This window comes from Lentzea miocenica (genome assembly GCF_033949945.1).
In the GTDB taxonomy this organism is placed as follows: domain Bacteria; phylum Actinomycetota; class Actinomycetes; order Mycobacteriales; family Pseudonocardiaceae; genus Lentzea; species Lentzea miocenica.
Genome location: NZ_JAXAVW010000008.1, coordinates 236,525 through 254,897, shown reverse-complemented (window position 1 = coordinate 254,897; position 18,373 = coordinate 236,525). Strand labels below are relative to the sequence as shown.

Sequence of the window (18,373 nt, the reverse complement as noted above, 5' to 3'; positions counted from 1 at the left end):
AAAACTCCGAGAGCCCGCGCAGCGGCCAGCCCAGGATGGCCGGCCTGGGCAGGCCCCTGGCTGACGTCTGCTTACTAGAGGAACGATCGGGGGCTCAGATCCTCCCGAAACTTGTCCATGATTTTTTCTGGGAGCCGGACGGGCCGTCGATGACGAAGAACGCGCAGATCGGCATCCGCGTGGATCAGCAGCGCTGCCTGATCGGCCGAGGCGCGCGTTGCCAGGGCGCCGGGCAGCGCCCAGCGGTATTGAGCTGCGGCATCAGTTCGCGGTTGGCCGCGCGTGCGGCGTCGAGCTCCTGATCGCGCTCCTCCCAGGCGGTCGGTGAGCTCGACCTACTGTTCCAGGACCGCGATCCGCTGCCGTAGTTCGTCGATGTCGCTCGGCGCCAGGCCTGCTCTCCGAGTGCCTCGGAGAGCCTGCGTTCGAGCTGCTTGACGTGCGCGTTCTGGCGGCGCAGCCGGGTGAGCGTGTTGGCGAGGTCGGCCTTGACGCGGCTGATCAGCCTGCGGACCCGCGTGATCTCCTCGTCCGACGGCATTGCCTCGGCCTTTGCCCAGGCGTACGCCGCGGTTTCTCAAGTCGTTCGACGCCCGCGTCCTGCACATCGTCCGCCGGGGTTACTCCGCACAAGACGAACCAGGAGAACGGCTTTGACGTATGGGTGATCGACTACGGCGCCTATGTCGATTTGAAGCAGACCACCTACGAGCCTTAGGCCGTCCTCCCCATCGAGCTCGACTACGCCGCGACGGTGACCGACCGCGGGCTGCATCCGATCGCGGTGCTGTGCCTGCTGGAGTGCTACGAGTACCAGACCAGCGGCACGATCGGCTGGCGCACCAGCGATGCGCACGCCTGGACACAGCGCCTGCGCGAGACGGTGCTGACCCGGCTACGCGCCGAGGCCAAAGCCACTGTGCGCCATGGCGCCGACTACCTCCCGGCCTACCGGCTCCTGGATGCCTACACCGAGACACCCTGGGGCATCACGGAATTCGACCAGATTCCCGAACTCGGGGACGGCGTCATCGAGGTCCCGGCCGTCCGGAAGGGACTGCGCGCGGAGATCCTGACCGGCCCGATCCACTGCCCGAACAACCGGTCTGTCCGCCCGCGTCCGCTACGTGACCATCCTCGGCGTCGGAGAAGATCGGACGCTGCCCGCCTTCGCCCGGATCTTCGAACCATCGGACGACGCGCCGGGCGTCTACCTGCTGTTCCAGTACGGCCGCTACATCTCGCGCCCGGCCGATGCCCCGCCCGGCAAGTGGTTCATGGCCTCCGGTGCTCACATCCATACCGGCGATTCCCGCTGGCGCGAGCTGATCGGCTACCGCCTGCCCATCCCACTGCACGACCGCACCGAGCCCTAACCGGACCAGCACCGGCCAGGCGCGGAACCCCATCGACCCACCAAACCGACCGATCCAGGAGTGTGACCATGCCTTCACGCGATGAACTGCACGCCAGGCTGTTCCTGCTGCGCGCAGCTGAACCACCCGCACCCGCCATCCACCAGTACGTCGCCGTCCACGGGCCGGTCGATGCCCTCGCGCGCATCCGGCACGGCACCGCCCCCACCGCCGTGCTCAGCGAGATCACCCGGCCCGATGCCCAGATCGACGACGACCTGCGGGCCCTCGACGACGGCTCGGCGCGCTTGCTCACGCCCGAAGACGGCGACTGGCCGCTCGGGCGGCTGACCGGCCTGGCCAGCCTCGGCGTCCCGCTCGCGCTGTGGGTGCGCGGTAGCGGCTCATTGGCCGAGCTCACCTGCCTCGCCGTCACGGTCACCGGCGCACGTGCCTCCTCGGCGTACGGAAACACGATCGCCGCGGACCTCGGCTACGAGCTCGGCCGCGCCGGGGTGACCGTCGTCAGCGGCGGCGGCCTCGGCGTGGACGGGGAGGCGCACCGCAGCGCACTGGCTGCTGACGGCCGGACGATCGTCGTACTCGCCAACGGCGTCGATCTCACCCATCCGCACCAGCACGCACGGCTCTACCAGACCGTCATCGGGCAGGGCGGATTGCTGGTCAGCGAGTACCCGATCGGCACACCACCCGCCCGCATCCGGTTCCACGCGCGGTGCCGGCTGTTGGCTGCTTTCGCCGCGGCGACCGTCATCGTCGAGGCAGGACAGCGCAGCGGTGCCCTCGCCATCGCCCGTGCCGCTGGAGAACTCGGCCGCCGGGTCTACGGCGTGCCGGGCTCGATCCACTCCGTGACGTCGAAGGGCGTGAACGAGTTGCTGCGCACCGGCGCGGCCACGGTGGCCAGCTCGGTCGAGCACATCAACTACCAGGAGGGAGTGCGATGATCGGCCCTGACGCCTTCCGGGCAGCCCTGGCTGCCCTCGACCTGCCGGCCGAGTGGCAGGTCGAAGTGGCCATCCGTCCACGACGCCGCAAGACAGGCATCCAGGTCAATCCGGGAGGCGGTGTCGCCGTGCTGATCCCGCCGACGGCCGCCCCGGAACAGGTTGCGCGGTTTGTCGGCAGCCATCGTCGATGGATCGCCGAAAAGGTCGAGAGCGCCACGCGGTTGGCCCCAGATCACGCGGTCAAGGAGTTCGTCGACGGCGAGGAGTTCGACCTGCTCGGCCGGCGTTACCGGCTCCAGCTCGTCGATGCCTCGCCCGCGGGTACCGCACAGTTGCCCTTGATCACGTCCGACGGCGTCCTGTCCGCGCGGAGACAGCGACCAGAGCTGGTCCGCCGGGCAGTGATCGGGCTGTACCAGCAGGTCGGGCTCGCCTGGTTGCACCGCGAGGGACGCCAGTACGAACTGGACGGCCACATCACCGGCTTGAGCTACGCCGTGCGCGACCTCGGACGGCGCCGCTGGGGCATCTACGAGGGACTGTCGAAGCACACGACGACGCTGCATTGGGCCGTGTTCGGCCTGCCGCTCCGGTTGATCGAGTATGTGCTCGTCCACGAACAGGCCCACGCCACCCAGCCCAACGGAGCAGCTCATGGCCGCGCCTGGAAGCGGCAGATGTACCTGTGGATGCCCGACTGGCAGCACCGCAAGGCCGAGCTCGCGGAGGTCGGCAGGCACGCCTGGCTTGGAGACCACAAGCCAGGCGTGCCGTCGACCTAGCCGCGAGCAGCCATCCGGCGGGCGACCTCGGGGCGCGACCGGAGGTCGCCCGCCAGCACCAGATGTCCTAGACACAGGGATGATAGACATGTGTGATAGACACAACGAGACGACGAAAGGTTCACCGTAAGCAAGACGGTGACACCCTGCGAGAGAGGCTCCCCGATGAGCGACCCCGAGGAAGTTCTTCAGCTTCGTGCCTGCCGAACCGAGGTCGAGGGGATCAAGAAGGAACTGGACGACGCCCGCACCCAACAGGCCGAACTCGAAGCCAAGATCAACGGCCTCCTGGCCAAGCAACGAGAAGCGCGGAAGAAGCGGCGTGAGGCCGTACTGGCCGCGGACGCCGCAGGAGTGCCCCGCTTGAGGATCTCCAAGGAAGTCGGGATGCAGCGCAGCAACGTGTACAAGCTCTTTGAAGGCGACACCGCCGACGAATCGTAACAACCTTCAGCAGCCTGACGGGTGAGATTGAATATGCTTAGCCTCCTCATTGACACGTCGCCAGGCGTCATAGTTAACCGGTTGGAGGCGGAGCTTGGGTACGGAAATTACGCTCGATGTGGCTGGCGTGTCGATCACGTACAGCAAGAATCACTGCGGATTTGATCACGGATCGATTTTTCAGGAACAAGATCGAAAGGCGATCAAGAGCGATCAGATCGACTACGATTGGTACGAGGAGAACGACGAGGACCCCACAGCCTCGGAGATGGCGTTCACGCGACCGCTCAAATGCGTCGTTCCTCGCCTCGAACTCCTTGGTTTCAATCTAGAGCACGTCCGGCGTGAGTACGACGCCGTCGCGGAAAACTGGCTGGAGGAGAGGAAGTATCTTCAGATCGGCGGCGAAGATCTCGTTCCTGGCCTGATGAACTTTGTGGAATTCGTCGCATTTGCCGCCATGTACCCGCTCGACAGTCTCGACGACACCTTTGTTCCGTATGCGGACGATGCAGGCAAAGCGAGGGTACGAGCTCGCTTCAAAGAGGTGCAGGTCGAGCGGATCCCCGCAGATCGACCCTCTGGCATTCAAGTCCATTCGGAGCGAAATTTCTTCGATTCTTTGGTGAATATCCTTCACCCGTATTCCGTGTTGCGACTCTTGGCGGAGATTGAAGCGAACAAGGATGCGCCTGTCGTCTGGCAATATGGACCATTGGTGCAAGCCGGGTGGGCGACCGAGCGGGAATTTGCGCCCGATGCTCGGCGAACCGAGACGTTCCTGATTGCGACTGAAGGCAGTTCGGACGTCCATATTTTGTCGCATGCGCTCGCGCTGTTGCGGCCAGGGGTAGCGGATTTCTTCCGCTTCATCGACGTGAGCCAGCGTCACCCCTTCTCCGGCACAGGAAGCCTGGTGAAGTTCGCAGAAGGGCTCGCAAAAATAGACGTTCAAAACCAGGTTCTTTTCGTGTTCGACAATGACGCGGAGGGTCTCGATGCGCATCAGCGTCTGTCGAAGCTCACCCTTCCTGTGAACATGCGCGGAATCATGTTGCCTGAGCTTGAAGAGTTCCGCTCGTTTCCGGCTCAAGGTCCCGAGGGGCTCCACTGCTCGGACATCAATCGGCGCGCTGCGGCAATCGAATGTTATCTCGATCTTGACGTCGGCGGTTATTCGCCGGCGAAAGTGCGCTGGACCAATCACAAGGAGAGCCTAGATATCTATCACGGGGCGCTGGAATTTAAAGAGGCCTACAGCAAAGAATTTCTTAAGCAGACGGCCGAAACTTTGACTGAAGGGGCGTATGACGTTCGCAAGATTGACGCCGTGCTAGACTCCCTTGTTGCGGAATGTGTAGCGATCGCGGCCGATCAATGGGACACCCGGCGGGGATCAAATTGAGACATACCTTCTGATAGCTGAAAGTGCCATCAGCGACGTGGCGGCGTTGTTCCTGCTGTTCCCGCCGACGCGCAGGCTCGTGGGCCTGGGCCGACGGTGCCGATCAGGTCGACCCGGTCGGTTCGGAGGCCGGCGATCGGGAAAGAGTGCCGGTGGGTTGATGAGGACGCCACGGCAGCCGTGGACGCCAAGTCCGAGGTTTGCGGCAGACTGGCCCCATGACCGAACTCGCGTACATGGTCCGGGAAGATTGGGGACAGCACGGCACCGCGATGCGGCAGCAGACTGCCGTGATCCAAGACTGGCTCGGAAGTCCGCCATACGTTTTCGCTACGGCCGATCGGAAGACGTACGAGTCGGACCACAGCGCTGACCGTGAGTTCATGACCTTCGTCGCCCACGACGCCGACGAACGGCACGTCATCGATCTGTCAGACCTCAATGAGCTCCGACGCACCGACAAGACGATCAGCCGTCCGCTCATCGTCCTGCATCCCTACAAGGAACGGGATTGCGACTTGCTGCGCGAGATCGTCACGACGGAGTCCGTCGCGAGACTGTTCGTCATCGTTTGGTCACCGCACGATATGGTCCGCGTCTGGCTCGACGGGATCGGCGCCACGAACCTGCACACCGGGTCCGCACTCGAAGCACCAGACGCCGTGCAACTTGAGGCCGCGAAGTGCTGGGTAGGTGAGCAGTACAACGGGCTGTCGGGTGGCAACGGCAAGGATGCCGTCGTGCAGCTACTGCGCGTGTTTACCGCAGCCGGCTATCCGCTTGACGCTGACACCTGGTTGCGTGCCTTCTTCGCAGCAGGCGGTGAGTTCGACGAAGCCACAAAGGTCGCGAAGCTCATCAAGGAGATGCAGGGGGGTACCAAGCACCGCGTCAAGGCGCGCTACCGGCCCGACATTCTGAGCGTGCTACGCGAGCGCGCCACTGAAACTGCATGATCGCGCCGAGTTGAAGCAGAGCCCGACAGGGGCAACCGCTGGGCTGTCACCCCTGAACGTCCGACGGAAGAAAGTCAGCCTAGCTATATCCACTTTAGACGCGAGCATCGCCGGTGGGGCGGCTGGCCGCGAGATAGTCGTCCCCGTTCCAACGGTAGCTGCTGACCTGGACCGGCTGGCCGAACGTCGGCGCATGCACCATCTTGCCGGCGCCGATGTACAGGCCGACGTGATGGACGTTGCCGGGTGTGCCGTAGAAGACCAAGTCGCCGGGAAGCAGCGGTTGGCCGGCGGGCACAAGTGGACCCGCGTTGTACTGCGTCTGGGCTGTCCGGGGCAGTTTGATCCCGGCGGCGTTGTAGGCGGCTGAGGTGAGGCCGGAGCAGTCGAATCCGGCGTGTCCGTCGGCGGGTCCGTTACCGCCCCAGACGTATGGGAGGCCGAGTTGGCCGCAGGCGAAGTTGATCGCCATGATGGCCGCGGGTGTCGGTGCCTGGATGTTGTTGCAGTCGCCAGTGCCGATTAGGGCGTCGTTGTATTTCTTGGCCTGTGCAAGGACTTCGTCGACGTACCAGTCGGCGTGGTTGTAGGCGAAGATCGCCTTGCGCAGGTCCTTGGGTGCTCCCGAGTCGCAGAGGTAGTAGGCCGCTGCGTAGATCGCGTCATGCGGGTTGTACCGGGATGGTGGTGTGGCACCACCTGCGGGCAATGGGTGGCGGGCGATGACGCCGTCGAATGTGGACTGCAAGAACTGCATAGGCCCGCCGGCACCGGCGTAGTTTTCTCCGCTGGAGACCCCCGGCAGCGGTGACCGGCCGTGGTTGGTTTCGACCTTGCCTATGGCGGCGAGGATCGACCAGTCCAGGCCGGGGCACACGCTCGTGGCTTGCCGGTAGAGGGTGAGATAGTCAGCGGGGATGTCGGCGAGCGCTGCCTGGCTGGGTTGGGTGCTGCTGCCGAAGAGGGCCTTGACGACGGCTTGGCCGACGCCGCCGATGAGGATGGGGACGGCGATGATGGCCGCGACAGCGGCAACGGCGATCTTCATGGGGTCACCTCCGGAAGCGGCTGGTGGGAAGCGGTGGTGGAAGCGGGTCCGGCGCGGCCAGTTCCGCAGGCGTCTGCTGGGCCTGGGCGGAGGTCGAGGATGGCGTCGCGGTGAGTGGGTCGGCGTGGGGCCACAGCTGCGCGAGCTCGACGAGGCGCAGCCGGCCGGGCCGTTGCGATGCCGGACCGGAGATCGGCAGCCACCGCGCGACGGCGGGGTTGTTCTCGCCGGCCACGCCCGCGACGTCCGCGGCGCTGGTGGCCACAGGTACGAGCGCTGGGCGGTCCAACTGGGACAGGACGTCGGCGAGTGCTCGACGTGCTGTGGTTTCGCGGCGGCTGGTGGGCAGCCACACCAGGACGGGCGTGGTGATTCCTGTTGCGGTGGCGAGCTTTTCGTAGCCGTGCAGCTTGCGGCCGACCTTGCCGAGGTCCTCGGTGCCGAAGTCGAATTCCAGGAAGAACTCGATCTGGTGGCCGTCTTCGCGCCAGCGGCCGTAGGCGTCGGGGCGGACCATGTCGCCGAAGAGCCGGCCGCAGCGCAGCTCGGACCACCACGCGGTCAGTCGGCCGCGGGCGCCGGGCTCCCGACTCAGTGCGACGAGGCTCGTGAAGAAGCCGTTGACGCCCACGGTGTGCGCGAGGCGCAGGGAGTGGGCGATGCCGATGGCGTCTTCGTGGCGATAGCCGAGTTGTTTCGGGTCGAGACCGTCCTCGTAGGCGAGCGCCACGGAGCCGGCGATGTCGAGCACGTAGTGCATCGGTGCAGTGCCGGAGCTGACGAACGGCTGGAAGCGGTCGACGACGCGCCACTTGAACAGGTCGAGCAGGCGGTGGTTGGCCGCGCGCATGGTCGGGTAGCAGAGCTCGACGATCTGCTGGGTGGTGAAGACCTTGTGTTCGTGCAGCATCCGGGCCAGCCACCGGTCCCGAAGGGTGAGCCGCCCGGCGAGCCGAGTGTGGTGCTCCCCGGTGGTGGCCGCCCGCGGTGTGGGGCGCTGGGGCATGTGCCCGCGCAATGCCCTTTGAGGCGTGGGATTCGAGATCACGGGTAAGCACCTCCCAGGCGTTGGCCGGAATGAGGGAAGGTGAAGCGCAACGCATGCGGGGATCACCGAAGTGGACGTGCGCAATAGGTGAGCCCACATGCGTTGAGGGAGAACGAGATCCGCCGAGTCAGGCCGCGAGGCGCGGGTCCACAGTGGGCTGATCCGCGCGGCGTGTTGCGGCGTCAGCGTCGGTGACGGGCGGGCGTGTGTTGACCCTGGCTGCTTTGCGGATTGCCTTGGCGCGTCCGGGAATCGCGGGCGGGAGCTTCTCGGTCACCGCGGTGAAGGGCGGTGCTTCCTCGCCGCCCAGGACGAGCCGGGCTGTGACGTGGTAGACGCCGAGGTTGGACAGGTCGTGATCAGAAAGTCGCGGCATGGTGTGCCGTGCCAGGCGTTTGGCGTCCTCGGGGCTGGCGTTGAAGAAGATCTTGCTGCGGGCGTTGGTGCTGATGCCCTCTTCGAGCTCCTTCGGGAGCTGCCCGAGGTACTGGTGCGCCAACGTCATCGAGAGCCGGTAGCCGCGGGCCTCGGCGAGCATGTCCTCCAACGGATAGGCCAAGTTCAAGAAGTTGTGGCACTCGTCCACGTACAGCCCGCAGTCGCGGCGTTGACGCTGTGGTACGCGAGCTCGGCGAGTCGCGGCCTGCCAGGTGCGCGCCACGACGATGGAGCCGACCAGTCGCGCGGTTTCCATCCCCAGTGCGTCGCGAGCGATGCGCACTAGGCAGATTCCGCCGGTGTTGAGCACCTCGTCCATGTCCACGGTGGACTGACCTCCGGCGATGGCCGCACGGACGAAGGGGCGCAAGAGGAATCCACGGACCTTGTTCATCAGCGGCGCGATCACTTGCGCACGGTTGGCTTCGGACAGGTCGTCGTACCAGGACCAGAAGCCCTTGAGGACCTCGTCGTCGATCTGACCGCAGACCCGCTGCCGGAATGCCGGCACGGTCAGCAGCTTGGGCAGATCGACCAGCGTCGGCGTACCCGGCATCGCGGTCAGCGTGAGCAGCCCCGCCCGCAGGATGTCGTCGGTGCGCGGGCCCCACGAGGAGGCATAGACCCGCGCGAAGATGCTCACGAGGTTGTCGACCGCGCGGGCCTTGTCCGCACCCTCCAGGGGGTTGAGCACTGGGGGACGGGTTCGGGAGTCGGCGTCGAAGAGCACGACCTTCTCGCCGAGTTCCTCGGGCAGGCGCATCAGGATGTCCGACACGAGGTCGCCCTTCGGGTCGACCACGACGACGCCGCGGCCTGCCTCGGCGTCGGCCAGGATCATCCGGGCCATCAGCTCGGACTTACCGGAGCCGGTGGCGCCGAGGATGTGCAGGTGGTGGCGGGCGTCGGCGACGTGCAGGCCGACCGGGCGGGAGTGCCCGGAATCCGACAACCCGAGCGGTTTGATCTGCTCGCCGATCGTGGCGATGCCCGGCGGGGGCGGCACGGCCTTCGCGCCGGCCCGCTGCAGGCCGGGAGTCGACTCGTCGATCGGCAGGTGCGCGATCGCGGCCAGCTCCGGGATCGAGAGCAGGTCACCCTTGCCGAGGCGACGTTCGGCCAGGATCTGGACCGGATTGCGGTGCAGCCGGACCCGGCGGTAGTAGTTGTGCTCGGAGTAGGCGGCGAACGCCGAGGCGATCGCATGCCCACGGCCCCGCAGCACCTCCCGCACCGCGTGGACCTCGCCCGAGGTGGCGTCCTCGGGCACGGTGGTGGCCACGGCGTAGCGGATGCGGGTCTCGAACTGGTTCGCCCGCAGCTTCTCCACCACGGCGCGGTCCTGGGCGGCGTACTCCAGACTGGTCTGCCGATCCAGCTGCGGTGTCCGCGTGCTGGTCGACGGCTTCGGGGTCTTGCCCGGCGTGATGACGTCGAGCAGCCGGCCGACGAGGTGGACCGAGCCGCCCACGTGCACCCGCCGCGCCGCGCGGCGGGCCTTGGTCACCCGGTGGCCAGCGACTGGGCGGGCAAGGATCTGCACGCAGGCGCGCTCGTGGGGGCCGAGGCCGACCGGTGCGCCGAGCATCGCCCGGATCGGGTCTGCTGGGTGGTCGGTGCGGATCGGCAGGGCCTCCGAGCGCGCCAGCCGTAGTTCGCCGCCGACCGCTTCGACGCGCCGGCCCGCTGTTGCCTTGGTCGGGATCGGGGACTTGGCGGGGGTGGTGCGGGTGTGCGCGCCAGGCCAGGCGGCCTCGACGGCGCGCTCGACCATGCCGGGTGGCACCAGGCCGGGTACCCACAGGCGGATCTGCACGCCGTCGTCGGTGAAGGTCAGCTCGAAGGCCAGGTGCGGTTGTCCGCCGAAGCGGCGGCGCCACCGGTTCCGCGCGATGACCGCGACGGTGATGGCGACCGCGAGCACCAGCCCGATGATCGGGCCCCACGTGAGGGCGAGGTCGCGCAGGTGCGCCAGAACGTTGTGGAATGCGCCGAGCGGGTCACGCAGGTAGTCGCCGATCGGTGAGGCGAGGACCTCCGCGGCGCGCTCGACGTGCGGGGACGGAGCGGTGAACAGTGGCGTGGTGGTGATTGGCCAGGACATCGGGTACCTCTCATGCAAAGCGGTCGACGGGACGGGCGCGAGCTGCGGTCAGGCCGCTCGTGGCTGGTCGCTCCACACCGGGCTGGGCTCGACCGTGGGCGGTTGGCTGTGGTCGGGGCGGGTGTTGTCGATGACGAGCCGCAGGTGCTGGCGGCCTCGGCGGGCGGCGCGTTCGGCGTCGACCTCGGCTTGCCATTCGGAGAACCGGCGGCCGTCCAGCCGCTTGAGGTAGGCGGGAATGCGGTTGGCCGGTACCCCGACCAGCCGCGGGCCCAGGACCGCGAGCAGGTCGCTGGCTTCTTGCGAGGCCCAGCCCGCCTCGGCGATCGCGGCTTCGTCGGGAAACACATCCGCGACCCGGTCGACGGCGGGATTCAGCGCGGCATCCTGTGTCCCGCCGTAGGAGTAGACCCACAGAAAATTCGGCGGCGGGTCAGGCTCGACAAGTGCCCGGAACCGGGACACCTCTTTCGTGTAGGCGTAGAAATTCGTGTCGGGGCGTGCCCGGCAGATATCCAGCCACGCCTGAAGATACGAATCGGAGAAGAAGTCGCCGCTGTCGTGGATCCGGACCCAAGCGCCGCGGAACTTCGCGGCGCCCAACTCGGCGACCATGGCGGACTCCCAGTCGGCCAGGTCGTCGAGGACGAACATCAGGTTCGCCTGGTGCTTGGCGCGGACGACGGGCCACGTGTAGGTGCCGTGCCGGGCGTAACACGCCTGGGCGCAGATTCCGGCGCTGGGACAGGTGTTGTAGGTGCGGCCGTCGGCCAAGCGGCCGGCCCAGGCGGGCAACGACCAGTTCCACACGCCGATCTGGCACATCTCGCTGTTTTGTGTCAGGAGCCGAGCGGGTCGGCTGACTGTGACGGAAATGGGCAGTGACGTAGACATGGGTATCCCCTGGGTATGATTCGGCGTGAATGGATTAGTTCTTGCGATTAGGGTGGTTAGGCGGCGTCGAGTTCGATGTGTGACGCGTCGCCGTCGTCGAACGAGTCCGGGATTCCTGCGGTGTCGTCTGCACCGAGTTCGACGTAGCCTGGGTTCGTTTCGGAATCCTGAAGAGTTGCGAGGAACTCCGGGGAAGTCGTGACCAGTTCGTGCTCAACCGGTGAGGCAATGGACTGGAACGCCACGCGTTGCGTTCCGGTCGACAGGAGCCCCTGGCCGCGGTCGGCGGAGAGTAGGAACTGGCGTTCACCCATGGACAGGTCGAAGGCGCGGGTGATCTCGTCGATCGCCTGGGAGGCTTGCCGTAGCAGGATCTGCGTTGCTGCGTTGGCCACGACGGCTTTGCCGAGGTCGGAACCCAGCACGTCGGCGGTGTCCTGGGTGGCGACCGTGAGGCCCGCCCACCGCTTGCGGCTCGCCTTGGCCATTCGGAAAAGGAACTCGGCACCGGCAGGTTGCTTCATCAATAGCCACGCCTCGTCGACCACGACCAGCCTGGGTTTGCGGATGGCAGGGTTGGAGACTTGGCGCCAGACCGCGTCGAGCGTCAGCAACGTGCCGATCGGCTTGAGCTCGTCGGCGAGATCCCGGAGCGAGAACACCACCAGGTGCCCCTCCGGGCGGGTCGAAGTCGGACCGGAGAACAGCCCGGAGAACGCGCCGGTGACGTACGGATGCAGCCGCGCCGCGAGCTCCACTCCTGCGGGATCTCCGGCGTCGGCGAGGACCTCGGCGAGGTCGGCCAGTAGCGGCGCCGGGCGGGTCCAGGTCCGCGGATCCGAGGTGATCCCCGCGCGCTGGTAGGTGGCGGTAATTGCCCGGTCCAGCGCCGCCCGTTCGGTCGCTTCGAGCTCGCTGCCCAGCAGCACCGTGATCACGGTATGCAGGAACAGCGACCGGCGGATCAGCGCGTCGCGCGGCGCGGTGCGGCGCCCGTCCGGTCGGGTGTGGATCGGCAGGTCCATCGGGTTGAGGCGGACTTGCTCGGCGCCGAGGTGGACATAGGTGCCGCCGACTGCGGCGGCCAGCCGGGCGTACTCGTCCTCGGGGTCGATGACGTGGATCTCGATCCCGCGGTACAGCGACCGCAGCAACTCCAGCTTCACCAGGTAGCTCTTGCCCGCGCCGGAGCGGCCGAGGATCACGCTGTTGTGGTTGTCCAGGGCGAACCGGTCGTGGTGCACGAGGCCCTGGCTGCCGATGTTGAAGCCGTAGAGCACGCCGCTCGGCGCGCCGACCGAGGTCGGGTCCGGTGGGGGCAGGTCGGGGGAGGTGAACGGGAACGCGGCGGACAGCGCCGAGGTGTCGAAGGTGCGGCGCATGCCGACTAGATCGAGGCCCATGGGCAGGCTGGTGATCCAGCCCTGCAGGCTGCGGTAGGTGGTCGGTTTGCAGTCCAGCAGCAGCGATGCCGCCAGCGACCGGATGGCCGAGATCTCGTCGCCGAGGGTTTCCTCGGTGGGGGCGTGCACGGTCAGATACAGCCCGAGCCGGTAGAGCTTGCCCTCACCGCGGGCGACCCGTGCGGACAGGTCGTAGGCATCCTCGGTGGCGGCTTCGACGTGCGGGTCGATCAGCCGTCCTTTCTCGCTGGTATGACGGCGACCGCTTTCGAGCTTCGCCAGCTGTTTCTTGAGCCGGTTGGCCGCGGTGACGGGGTCGATCGGCTCGATGTGCAGTGAGACGTCGACGCGTCCGGGGTAGGTCAGCAGCGGCTGCAGCCAGCCGGGGTGGACCTCGCGCGGGTAGCCGACGACGGCGAAGGAGGCGACCCATTCGCCGCCGACTTCCAGCGCGCGGGGGCGCACGGAGATGGCGTCGGGGGTGAACGCGCTGGCACGCCCGAGAGGCGGCTGCGCGGCCTGGGTCTTGCGACCGCGGCGCTTGGTCTTGGTCTTCATCGGCAGTACCTCCTTGCGGAGTTGGCGTAGTCGTCGGGGTCCTCGGTGGTGTCGTCGAAGCCGTCGTTCCAGGCGTCCTCGGCCTCGCCGAACCCGTCGTCGGCGGAGAATGCGGCGCGGCCGAACGCGCCTGTGTCCCAGCCCTCGTCCGGGGTGGTGGTGATGACCTCGTCCGAGCCGGCTAGACCGGAGTTCGGCGGGATCACGCTGTCGGGGTTGCAGGCCGCGGCGAGCACCGCGGTGGCCTGTCCGGCGTCCAGCGGGGTGACCACGATCCCCGATGGGGACAGCAGCTCGACCGCCTCACCGAGCCGGCGCACCAGCCGCGCTTCGGCGGCCCGCCGGGTGGCGTCGTCGACAAGGCCGGCCTGCTTGGCGGCCCGGCGTTTCACTGTCAACGCGGCCAGCGGCGAGGCGCCGCCCAGTCCGTCGGTTGGTCCCGTGGCCAGCAGCGGTTCGCGCAGGATCAGCAGGACCTGGCGGCGTAGCAGATCGGTGGCGCGGCCGAGCTGGTCGAGGTACTCGGCATGCTCGCGCGCCGCTCGTTCCAGCGCCGGGTGCGGCAGACCACCGGCTTGTTCGCGAAGCTCGGCGATCTGCCCGGACAGGTCCAGCCGTTCTGCCCGCACCAGCACCTGCACTGGTGCGGTCAGCGAGTGCAGATACCGTCCGAAGGAGGCGACGAGGGACTCCTGCTCGGCCGGGGTGCGCAGTCCGAAGTTGATCGTGGAGCAGACCGCGACCACGGCGACGCCGTCCTTGCCGAGGTCGATGACACCGGTGTCGGTGACCGCTTCGGCGGGCAGACGCAGCGGGGCCGGCGATACCGTCGATGCCGTGGCATCCGTGCTGCCCGCGTTCTCCTTCCGCTTGGCCCGGCCGTTGCTACTGGTGTTCGCGACCTGGCTGCCCAGCCACTCGGGGACGGGCCGGATGCCTTCCGGCGCGGCCACCCGATGCTGCGGGCTCATCCGCTGCCGCAGCGCCGCCAGCACCAACTGGTCAAGGGGAATGCCGTCGCGCTGACCGAGCGCGAGCAACGCGGCGATCACCCCGATCGGGATGGCTACGACGAGGAACGCCACTAGCGGCACGAACTCGCGAGTGAGCGTGTACGCCCCGTACAACACGATCCCTGCGACGGCGAGGATGAGCAGCTGCCGCGCGGTCAGCGGACCGATCACCCGGTCCTCGCGATCGACGTCGGCGGGAATCCTTACTGGCTGACTCATTTCCCTTCACCTCCTGAAGCGGGTTTCGGTGCGCGGAACACCGGCGGCGGAACAGAGTGGGTGCGCCGGTAGGCGTCACCGATGCGCGGCTCGGGCTGCGCCTGCCGGAACACCGGTGCCGCGGGAGCTGACTTCGGCGTCGTCGGCGTCGGTTGGGGCACTGGTGGCCTGGCAGGCTGGAACTGCAACTGCGGAGGCACCGAGGCGGTGCGAATCGCACGGGCCGGTGGTGGGGTGCCGCGTCGACGAGGACCTCCGGCGGCTTGGAACTGGGGGGAGGTGCCGGGACGTGGTCCACGCCGAGGCCGAGTCATCGGCGTGTCGGGTGCCAGCGCGGAGCTGAACTCGGGCTGAGCCGGTCCGAGGGTCGCGGGCACGACGGCGGGATCGTGGATGGTCTGTTGTGGCTGCGGCTGGAGGAACTGGGGTGCCTGGGAGGGCACTCGTGGCCGACGCGCGGCACGAGTGCGTTCCGCGTCGTACGCCTCTTTGAGCCGCCTGCTGACCATCTCCGGGGTAGGAGCCAAACGTGGCTGTGCGGGCCACGGTGGGTCGCCCGCGCCGGGCGGTGTGCGGCGTGCTCCACCGGGCCCGTGTGCTGCCCGAGCACCCGCGAAGCCGAGACGGCCTCCAGATACCAGAGCCATGGCTTTGCCGAAGGCGAAGGCGTACGCCAGGCCGCCGAGAAACGAGCGACGGCCACCGCCGATCCGGACCTGGTGCATCACCCACGTCGGGATCTTCACCAGGATCCACACCAACGCGATCAGAACGATGAGGTTGACGATCCCGTCCGGCGTTGGCGTACCGAAGAAGCTGAAACCACCTGGCTGCAGGAACACTTTCAACGCACAGATCAGCGCCAGGCTCTGCCCGACCTGGATGCCGAGCACACCCCCTCCGACGCGCCAGTACCACTGCGCCACGCCCTCGGTCTGCGGTAGCCCGTGACACATCAGCGCCAGTGGCGCACCGCCCAGCCAGATGACGGTGAGCGCGACCCGCACGACATAGCCAATCAGTAACCCGATCAACAGAATGGTCAGCGCGAGTGACAACAATCCGGCGGACAGACCGCCGTCGAGCATCGACCTGCTCACCAACGCCACGAACAACTCGGAGATCGCCTGGCCGGCGGACTGCGGGTCCAGGCCGTCACCGAGGACGGCCAGCGACGCAGCGTTGGCGAGCCGGATGGCCTGGTCACCGAACAACAGGCTGAGGTTCGCGGCGAGGAATCCGACCACGAGGCGGGGTGCGATCTCGCGGATCGAATAGCGGGTCTGAACGCTCTGGTGGCTCATCACCAGGATCCCGGCGAACAGCACCAGCAGCGAGTACACCGCGACGACCAACAGCCGAGACTGCTCCCAGATCTCACCGACGCGCGGCAGCTGGTCCAGCGTCGGCGTGGAGAGGAGGGTGCTGCCGAGCATCCGGAGCAACCAGTTCAGCGACTCGCCAACCAACAGGTTGATGAAGGAGCCGAACCCTTCACTGACGCAGGCGGTCAGATCCGTGATGCCGCATTCCGAGCCACTGGTGCCGGGCTGCGGCGCACTGATGCTCGGCGGCGGAGTAGTCGGCAGTGACGTCGCTGGTGCCGCTGACGTGGTGGAGGGCGGTGTCGGTGTCGGGGCGCACGGAATCGGCCGCGGTTCAGGCCCGGAACAGGGGGAGGCGGGAGCTGGCGCGCTGGGTTGCGCAACGGCAGTCGCGCCGAGGATGCCCACCAGGGTGACGACGATGCCGAGCACCAGCCAGCCCACATGGCGGGGCCGACCACCTGACGGCCGACCGGTCGTGGTGGCGAGAACCAGGGACAGTAACGCCCGGTCGTCCGCAGTGGAGGCAACCGGGCCGCCGCAGTACGGGCGGACCGTGGGCAGGACGCTGACGGCCATGGTCAGGCCCCCACGATCCCTTTGAGGATCTCCACGACCAACGGTGCGAGCGCGGCCAGGCCGTAGCCCCACCCGGCGGACTTGAAGCACTCCTTGGCCTTCTCGTGCTCGCCGGGATCACCGCCGGCCATTACCCGTCGGACGCCGCCGATGGTCAGGAACACGGTCGCGAGCCCAGCGAGGATGCCCATGATCCAGTTACGGATGTTGTTCAGAACATCGGTAACTGAGCCGGCAAGAGCCAGGACTGCTGTATCTGCGTGCGCCGGGAGAACTGAGGCCAGCAGCACCAGGACCACCAGCCCGGCTGTCACCGTCACCCGTGAAAAGAGACTGCGGCCGGCCCGCGCCTGGGAATCCGGTGTAGTGATCGGAGCACTGATCGGCTGGCAGTCGATGAGTCCGTAGGGCTTGCTCGACGTTGCGGGGTCGGCCGTCTGCTGCGGATTGCCGATGAGGCGAGCGCGACGCGGCTCGCTCGCGGTGGGGAGGAAACGATCGATCAGGCGCATTGGGGCACCTCCGAAGGTCGGGCTGAGCGCGGGTGTGTCCCGCAGCCCTGAACTCCGGATTTCGCGTCCGTTTTGGACACGCGACCCTGAACTTTCTTCGCCGATTCACCCTCGACTACGGACACGGAAAGTGACGGCCGAGGCAGCTCACTGACTGGCGTGACTGGGCGCGTTAGGGCCACCGCAGTGGCCACCTGGTCGGTCAACGGGTCGGTCGGATCGGTCTCGGCAGCACCGTCGCGCAGGTACACGGCGAGCCGGAGCTCGGCGCGTTTACGCATCTTGTAGACCGCCCACTCGCCGGTCTGGTGCGCCGCGGCCCAGTCCGCGACGGGCACCTCTTCCAACCGAGTCGCGCCGATGAGCGCGGCCTCGGTCTGGGTCAGGACTCCGTCCGCGACCGCGCGGGCGAGGACCAGATCCGGGTGTCCCCACGGCGCGTGCGGCGGAGTGGACCGGAACCCCGGTGCGACCGGAGTCGGACCCGCCAGCGCCTCGGTGAGCGCGCGGTAGCCCGACCGGTACGCGGCCCACCGCAACCGCAACATGATCCGCGGCGGACGCAGATCGATGGTCGACAACGCGGTCAGAAAGCCGCGCAACACCTCGGCGTGAACATCGGCCGGATCGCCAGAGAGCCGATCGGACAGGATGGCTGCGGCAGAGGTCAGCGCGGGCAGCGCGACACCCACCGCGGCGACCGTCCAGGTCGCTCCTTCCGTACGAGAACGCAGCACCAGATGCGCCCACACCGCGTCCCGCGTCGTCTGCGGGCACCGGCGCGCCAGCAGCTGGTCGCGGACCTCATCCAGGGGAATGTGTCGGTCCGGCAGACCGGGGAAGAGCCGGCCGTTCAGCGACACCGGATGCGGACCGGTCACCAGCCAGGTAAACGTGTCCCGCGCGATATCCAACGAGTTCGGAACAGCCTCGCCGCCGCCGCGACGAAAGACGGATTGTGCTGCCATGTCGTGACTCCCACGGCGTCGATGCGAACAACAACGACGTCAGGAAGCCACAACCGATACCACGGAAATACCACGGCACTACTAGGCGCCAACTAGCAACCCGCGCTGAGGCTACTAGCGAACTACTATTTCGCCCCACAGGCGAGCTCCAAGAAGATCAACTGATCGGCCCTGCGGACTGCGTGACTTGATCGACCCTAGTAGCCGATTAGCTGTGGTAATGGTTGCTCATTAGTACGGCGCTAGTAGCCGGTCCGCGCGTCAACGCGGTCGCCTGTAAAGATCAATATGGCTACGACGAAAAAATCTTGAAGAATCTTACCCAGACCGGTCCACTGGGCGGTTCTGGGC

16 protein-coding genes are annotated in these 18,373 nt (G+C 67.2%); 6 read left to right on the top strand and 10 right to left on the bottom strand.

All coding sequences use genetic code 11. From position 1 onward, the window contains the following. Window positions 1-184: 184 nt before the first annotated feature. Window positions 185-541 (bottom strand): hypothetical protein, encoded by a 357-nt coding sequence (locus tag SK803_RS12325; protein ID WP_319966063.1) that lies wholly within the window; start codon window positions 539-541, stop codon window positions 185-187. A 586-nt stretch (window positions 542-1,127) separates the two neighbouring features. Between SK803_RS12325 and SK803_RS12320 the strand changes: the two genes are divergently transcribed. From SK803_RS12320 to SK803_RS12295, 6 genes are all read left to right on the top strand, one after another. Further along, on the top strand, window positions 1,128-1,376 hold the full coding sequence (locus tag SK803_RS12320) for a hypothetical protein (protein WP_319966062.1): 249 nt from the start codon (window positions 1,128-1,130) through the stop codon (window positions 1,374-1,376). 68 nt (window positions 1,377-1,444) lie between these two features. Then, window positions 1,445-2,323: a DNA-processing protein DprA gene (locus SK803_RS12315; protein WP_319966061.1), complete on the top strand. Its 879-nt coding sequence runs from the start codon at window positions 1,445-1,447 to the stop codon at window positions 2,321-2,323. Further along, window positions 2,320-3,108: a M48 family metallopeptidase gene (locus SK803_RS12310; protein WP_319966060.1), complete on the top strand. Its 789-nt coding sequence runs from the start codon at window positions 2,320-2,322 to the stop codon at window positions 3,106-3,108. The genes SK803_RS12315 and SK803_RS12310 overlap by 4 nt, the downstream gene beginning before the upstream one ends. Window positions 3,109-3,273: 165 nt before the next feature. Beyond that, window positions 3,274-3,552 carry a hypothetical protein gene (locus tag SK803_RS12305; protein ID WP_319966059.1) on the top strand — a complete coding sequence of 93 codons (279 nt, stop codon included), beginning with the start codon at window positions 3,274-3,276 and terminating at the stop codon, window positions 3,550-3,552. A gap of 94 nt (window positions 3,553-3,646) precedes the next feature. Beyond that, a complete protein-coding gene (locus SK803_RS12300) occupies window positions 3,647-4,957 on the top strand; it encodes a HEPN/Toprim-associated domain-containing protein (protein WP_319966058.1) in 1,311 nt (436 codons plus the stop codon). Between the two features lie 218 nt (window positions 4,958-5,175). After that, window positions 5,176-5,913, top strand: a complete 738-nt coding sequence (locus SK803_RS12295) for a hypothetical protein (protein WP_319966057.1) — start codon at window positions 5,176-5,178, stop codon at window positions 5,911-5,913. 94 nt (window positions 5,914-6,007) lie between these two features. Here the strand turns inward: SK803_RS12295 and SK803_RS12290 are convergent, their stop codons facing one another. The 9 genes from SK803_RS12290 to SK803_RS12250 all read right to left on the bottom strand — a co-directional run bounded on the left by SK803_RS12290 (window position 6,008) and on the right by SK803_RS12250 (window position 18,022). After that, complete coding sequence (locus SK803_RS12290) at window positions 6,008-6,961, bottom strand: C40 family peptidase (protein ID WP_319966056.1); 954 nt, start codon at window positions 6,959-6,961, stop codon at window positions 6,008-6,010. Between the two features lie 4 nt (window positions 6,962-6,965). After that, on the bottom strand, window positions 6,966-8,009 hold the full coding sequence (locus tag SK803_RS12285) for a replication-relaxation family protein (protein ID WP_406601521.1): 1,044 nt from the start codon (window positions 8,007-8,009) through the stop codon (window positions 6,966-6,968). 127 nt (window positions 8,010-8,136) lie between these two features. Beyond that, window positions 8,137-10,551, bottom strand: coding sequence for a helicase HerA domain-containing protein (locus SK803_RS12280; RefSeq protein ID WP_319966054.1), 2,415 nt, complete (start codon window positions 10,549-10,551; stop codon window positions 8,137-8,139). 48 nt (window positions 10,552-10,599) lie between these two features. Next, window positions 10,600-11,445, bottom strand: coding sequence for a GP88 family protein (locus SK803_RS12275; protein ID WP_319966053.1), 846 nt, complete (start codon window positions 11,443-11,445; stop codon window positions 10,600-10,602). A gap of 56 nt (window positions 11,446-11,501) precedes the next feature. Next, entirely contained in the window at window positions 11,502-13,406 is a 1,905-nt protein-coding gene (locus SK803_RS12270) for a VirB4 family type IV secretion system protein (RefSeq protein ID WP_319966052.1), read from the bottom strand. Continuing rightward, window positions 13,403-14,638 carry a PrgI family protein gene (locus SK803_RS12265; RefSeq protein ID WP_319966051.1) on the bottom strand — a complete coding sequence of 412 codons (1,236 nt, stop codon included), beginning with the start codon at window positions 14,636-14,638 and terminating at the stop codon, window positions 13,403-13,405. The genes SK803_RS12270 and SK803_RS12265 overlap by 4 nt, the downstream gene beginning before the upstream one ends. Further along, the gene (locus SK803_RS12260; RefSeq protein WP_319966050.1) at window positions 14,635-16,074 is read right to left on the bottom strand and encodes a hypothetical protein; all 1,440 of its coding nucleotides are present in this window, start codon (window positions 16,072-16,074) and stop codon (window positions 14,635-14,637) included. Before SK803_RS12260 ends, SK803_RS12265 begins: the two co-directional genes overlap by 4 nt. 470 nt (window positions 16,075-16,544) lie before the next feature. Further along, window positions 16,545-16,844 (bottom strand): pilin, encoded by a 300-nt coding sequence (locus SK803_RS12255; RefSeq protein ID WP_156094317.1) that lies wholly within the window; start codon window positions 16,842-16,844, stop codon window positions 16,545-16,547. A gap of 200 nt (window positions 16,845-17,044) precedes the next feature. Further along, entirely contained in the window at window positions 17,045-18,022 is a 978-nt protein-coding gene (locus tag SK803_RS12250; protein WP_319966049.1) for a hypothetical protein, read from the bottom strand. Window positions 18,023-18,373 lie beyond the last annotated feature (351 nt).

What these genes read in the sequence shown, in the direction of transcription:
- SK803_RS12250 (WP_319966049.1), bottom strand. Translation starts at nt 18,022, where the DNA reads ATGGCAGCACAATCCGTCTTTCGTCGCGGCGGCGGCGAGGCTGTTCCG.
- SK803_RS12270 (WP_319966052.1), bottom strand. Translation starts at nt 13,406, where the DNA reads ATGAAGACCAAGACCAAGCGCCGCGGTCGCAAGACCCAGGCCGCGCAG.
- SK803_RS12265 (WP_319966051.1), bottom strand. Translation starts at nt 14,638, where the DNA reads ATGAGTCAGCCAGTAAGGATTCCCGCCGACGTCGATCGCGAGGACCGG.
- SK803_RS12260 (WP_319966050.1), bottom strand. Translation starts at nt 16,074, where the DNA reads ATGCTCGGCAGCACCCTCCTCTCCACGCCGACGCTGGACCAGCTGCCG.
- SK803_RS12325 (WP_319966063.1), bottom strand. Translation starts at nt 541, where the DNA reads ATGCCGTCGGACGAGGAGATCACGCGGGTCCGCAGGCTGATCAGCCGC.
- SK803_RS12305 (WP_319966059.1), top strand. Translation starts at nt 3,274, where the DNA reads ATGAGCGACCCCGAGGAAGTTCTTCAGCTTCGTGCCTGCCGAACCGAG.
- SK803_RS12275 (WP_319966053.1), bottom strand. Translation starts at nt 11,445, where the DNA reads ATGTCTACGTCACTGCCCATTTCCGTCACAGTCAGCCGACCCGCTCGG.
- SK803_RS12315 (WP_319966061.1), top strand. Translation starts at nt 1,445, where the DNA reads ATGCCTTCACGCGATGAACTGCACGCCAGGCTGTTCCTGCTGCGCGCA.
- SK803_RS12310 (WP_319966060.1), top strand. Translation starts at nt 2,320, where the DNA reads ATGATCGGCCCTGACGCCTTCCGGGCAGCCCTGGCTGCCCTCGACCTG.
- SK803_RS12295 (WP_319966057.1), top strand. Translation starts at nt 5,176, where the DNA reads ATGACCGAACTCGCGTACATGGTCCGGGAAGATTGGGGACAGCACGGC.
- SK803_RS12290 (WP_319966056.1), bottom strand. Translation starts at nt 6,961, where the DNA reads ATGAAGATCGCCGTTGCCGCTGTCGCGGCCATCATCGCCGTCCCCATC.
- SK803_RS12280 (WP_319966054.1), bottom strand. Translation starts at nt 10,551, where the DNA reads ATGTCCTGGCCAATCACCACCACGCCACTGTTCACCGCTCCGTCCCCG.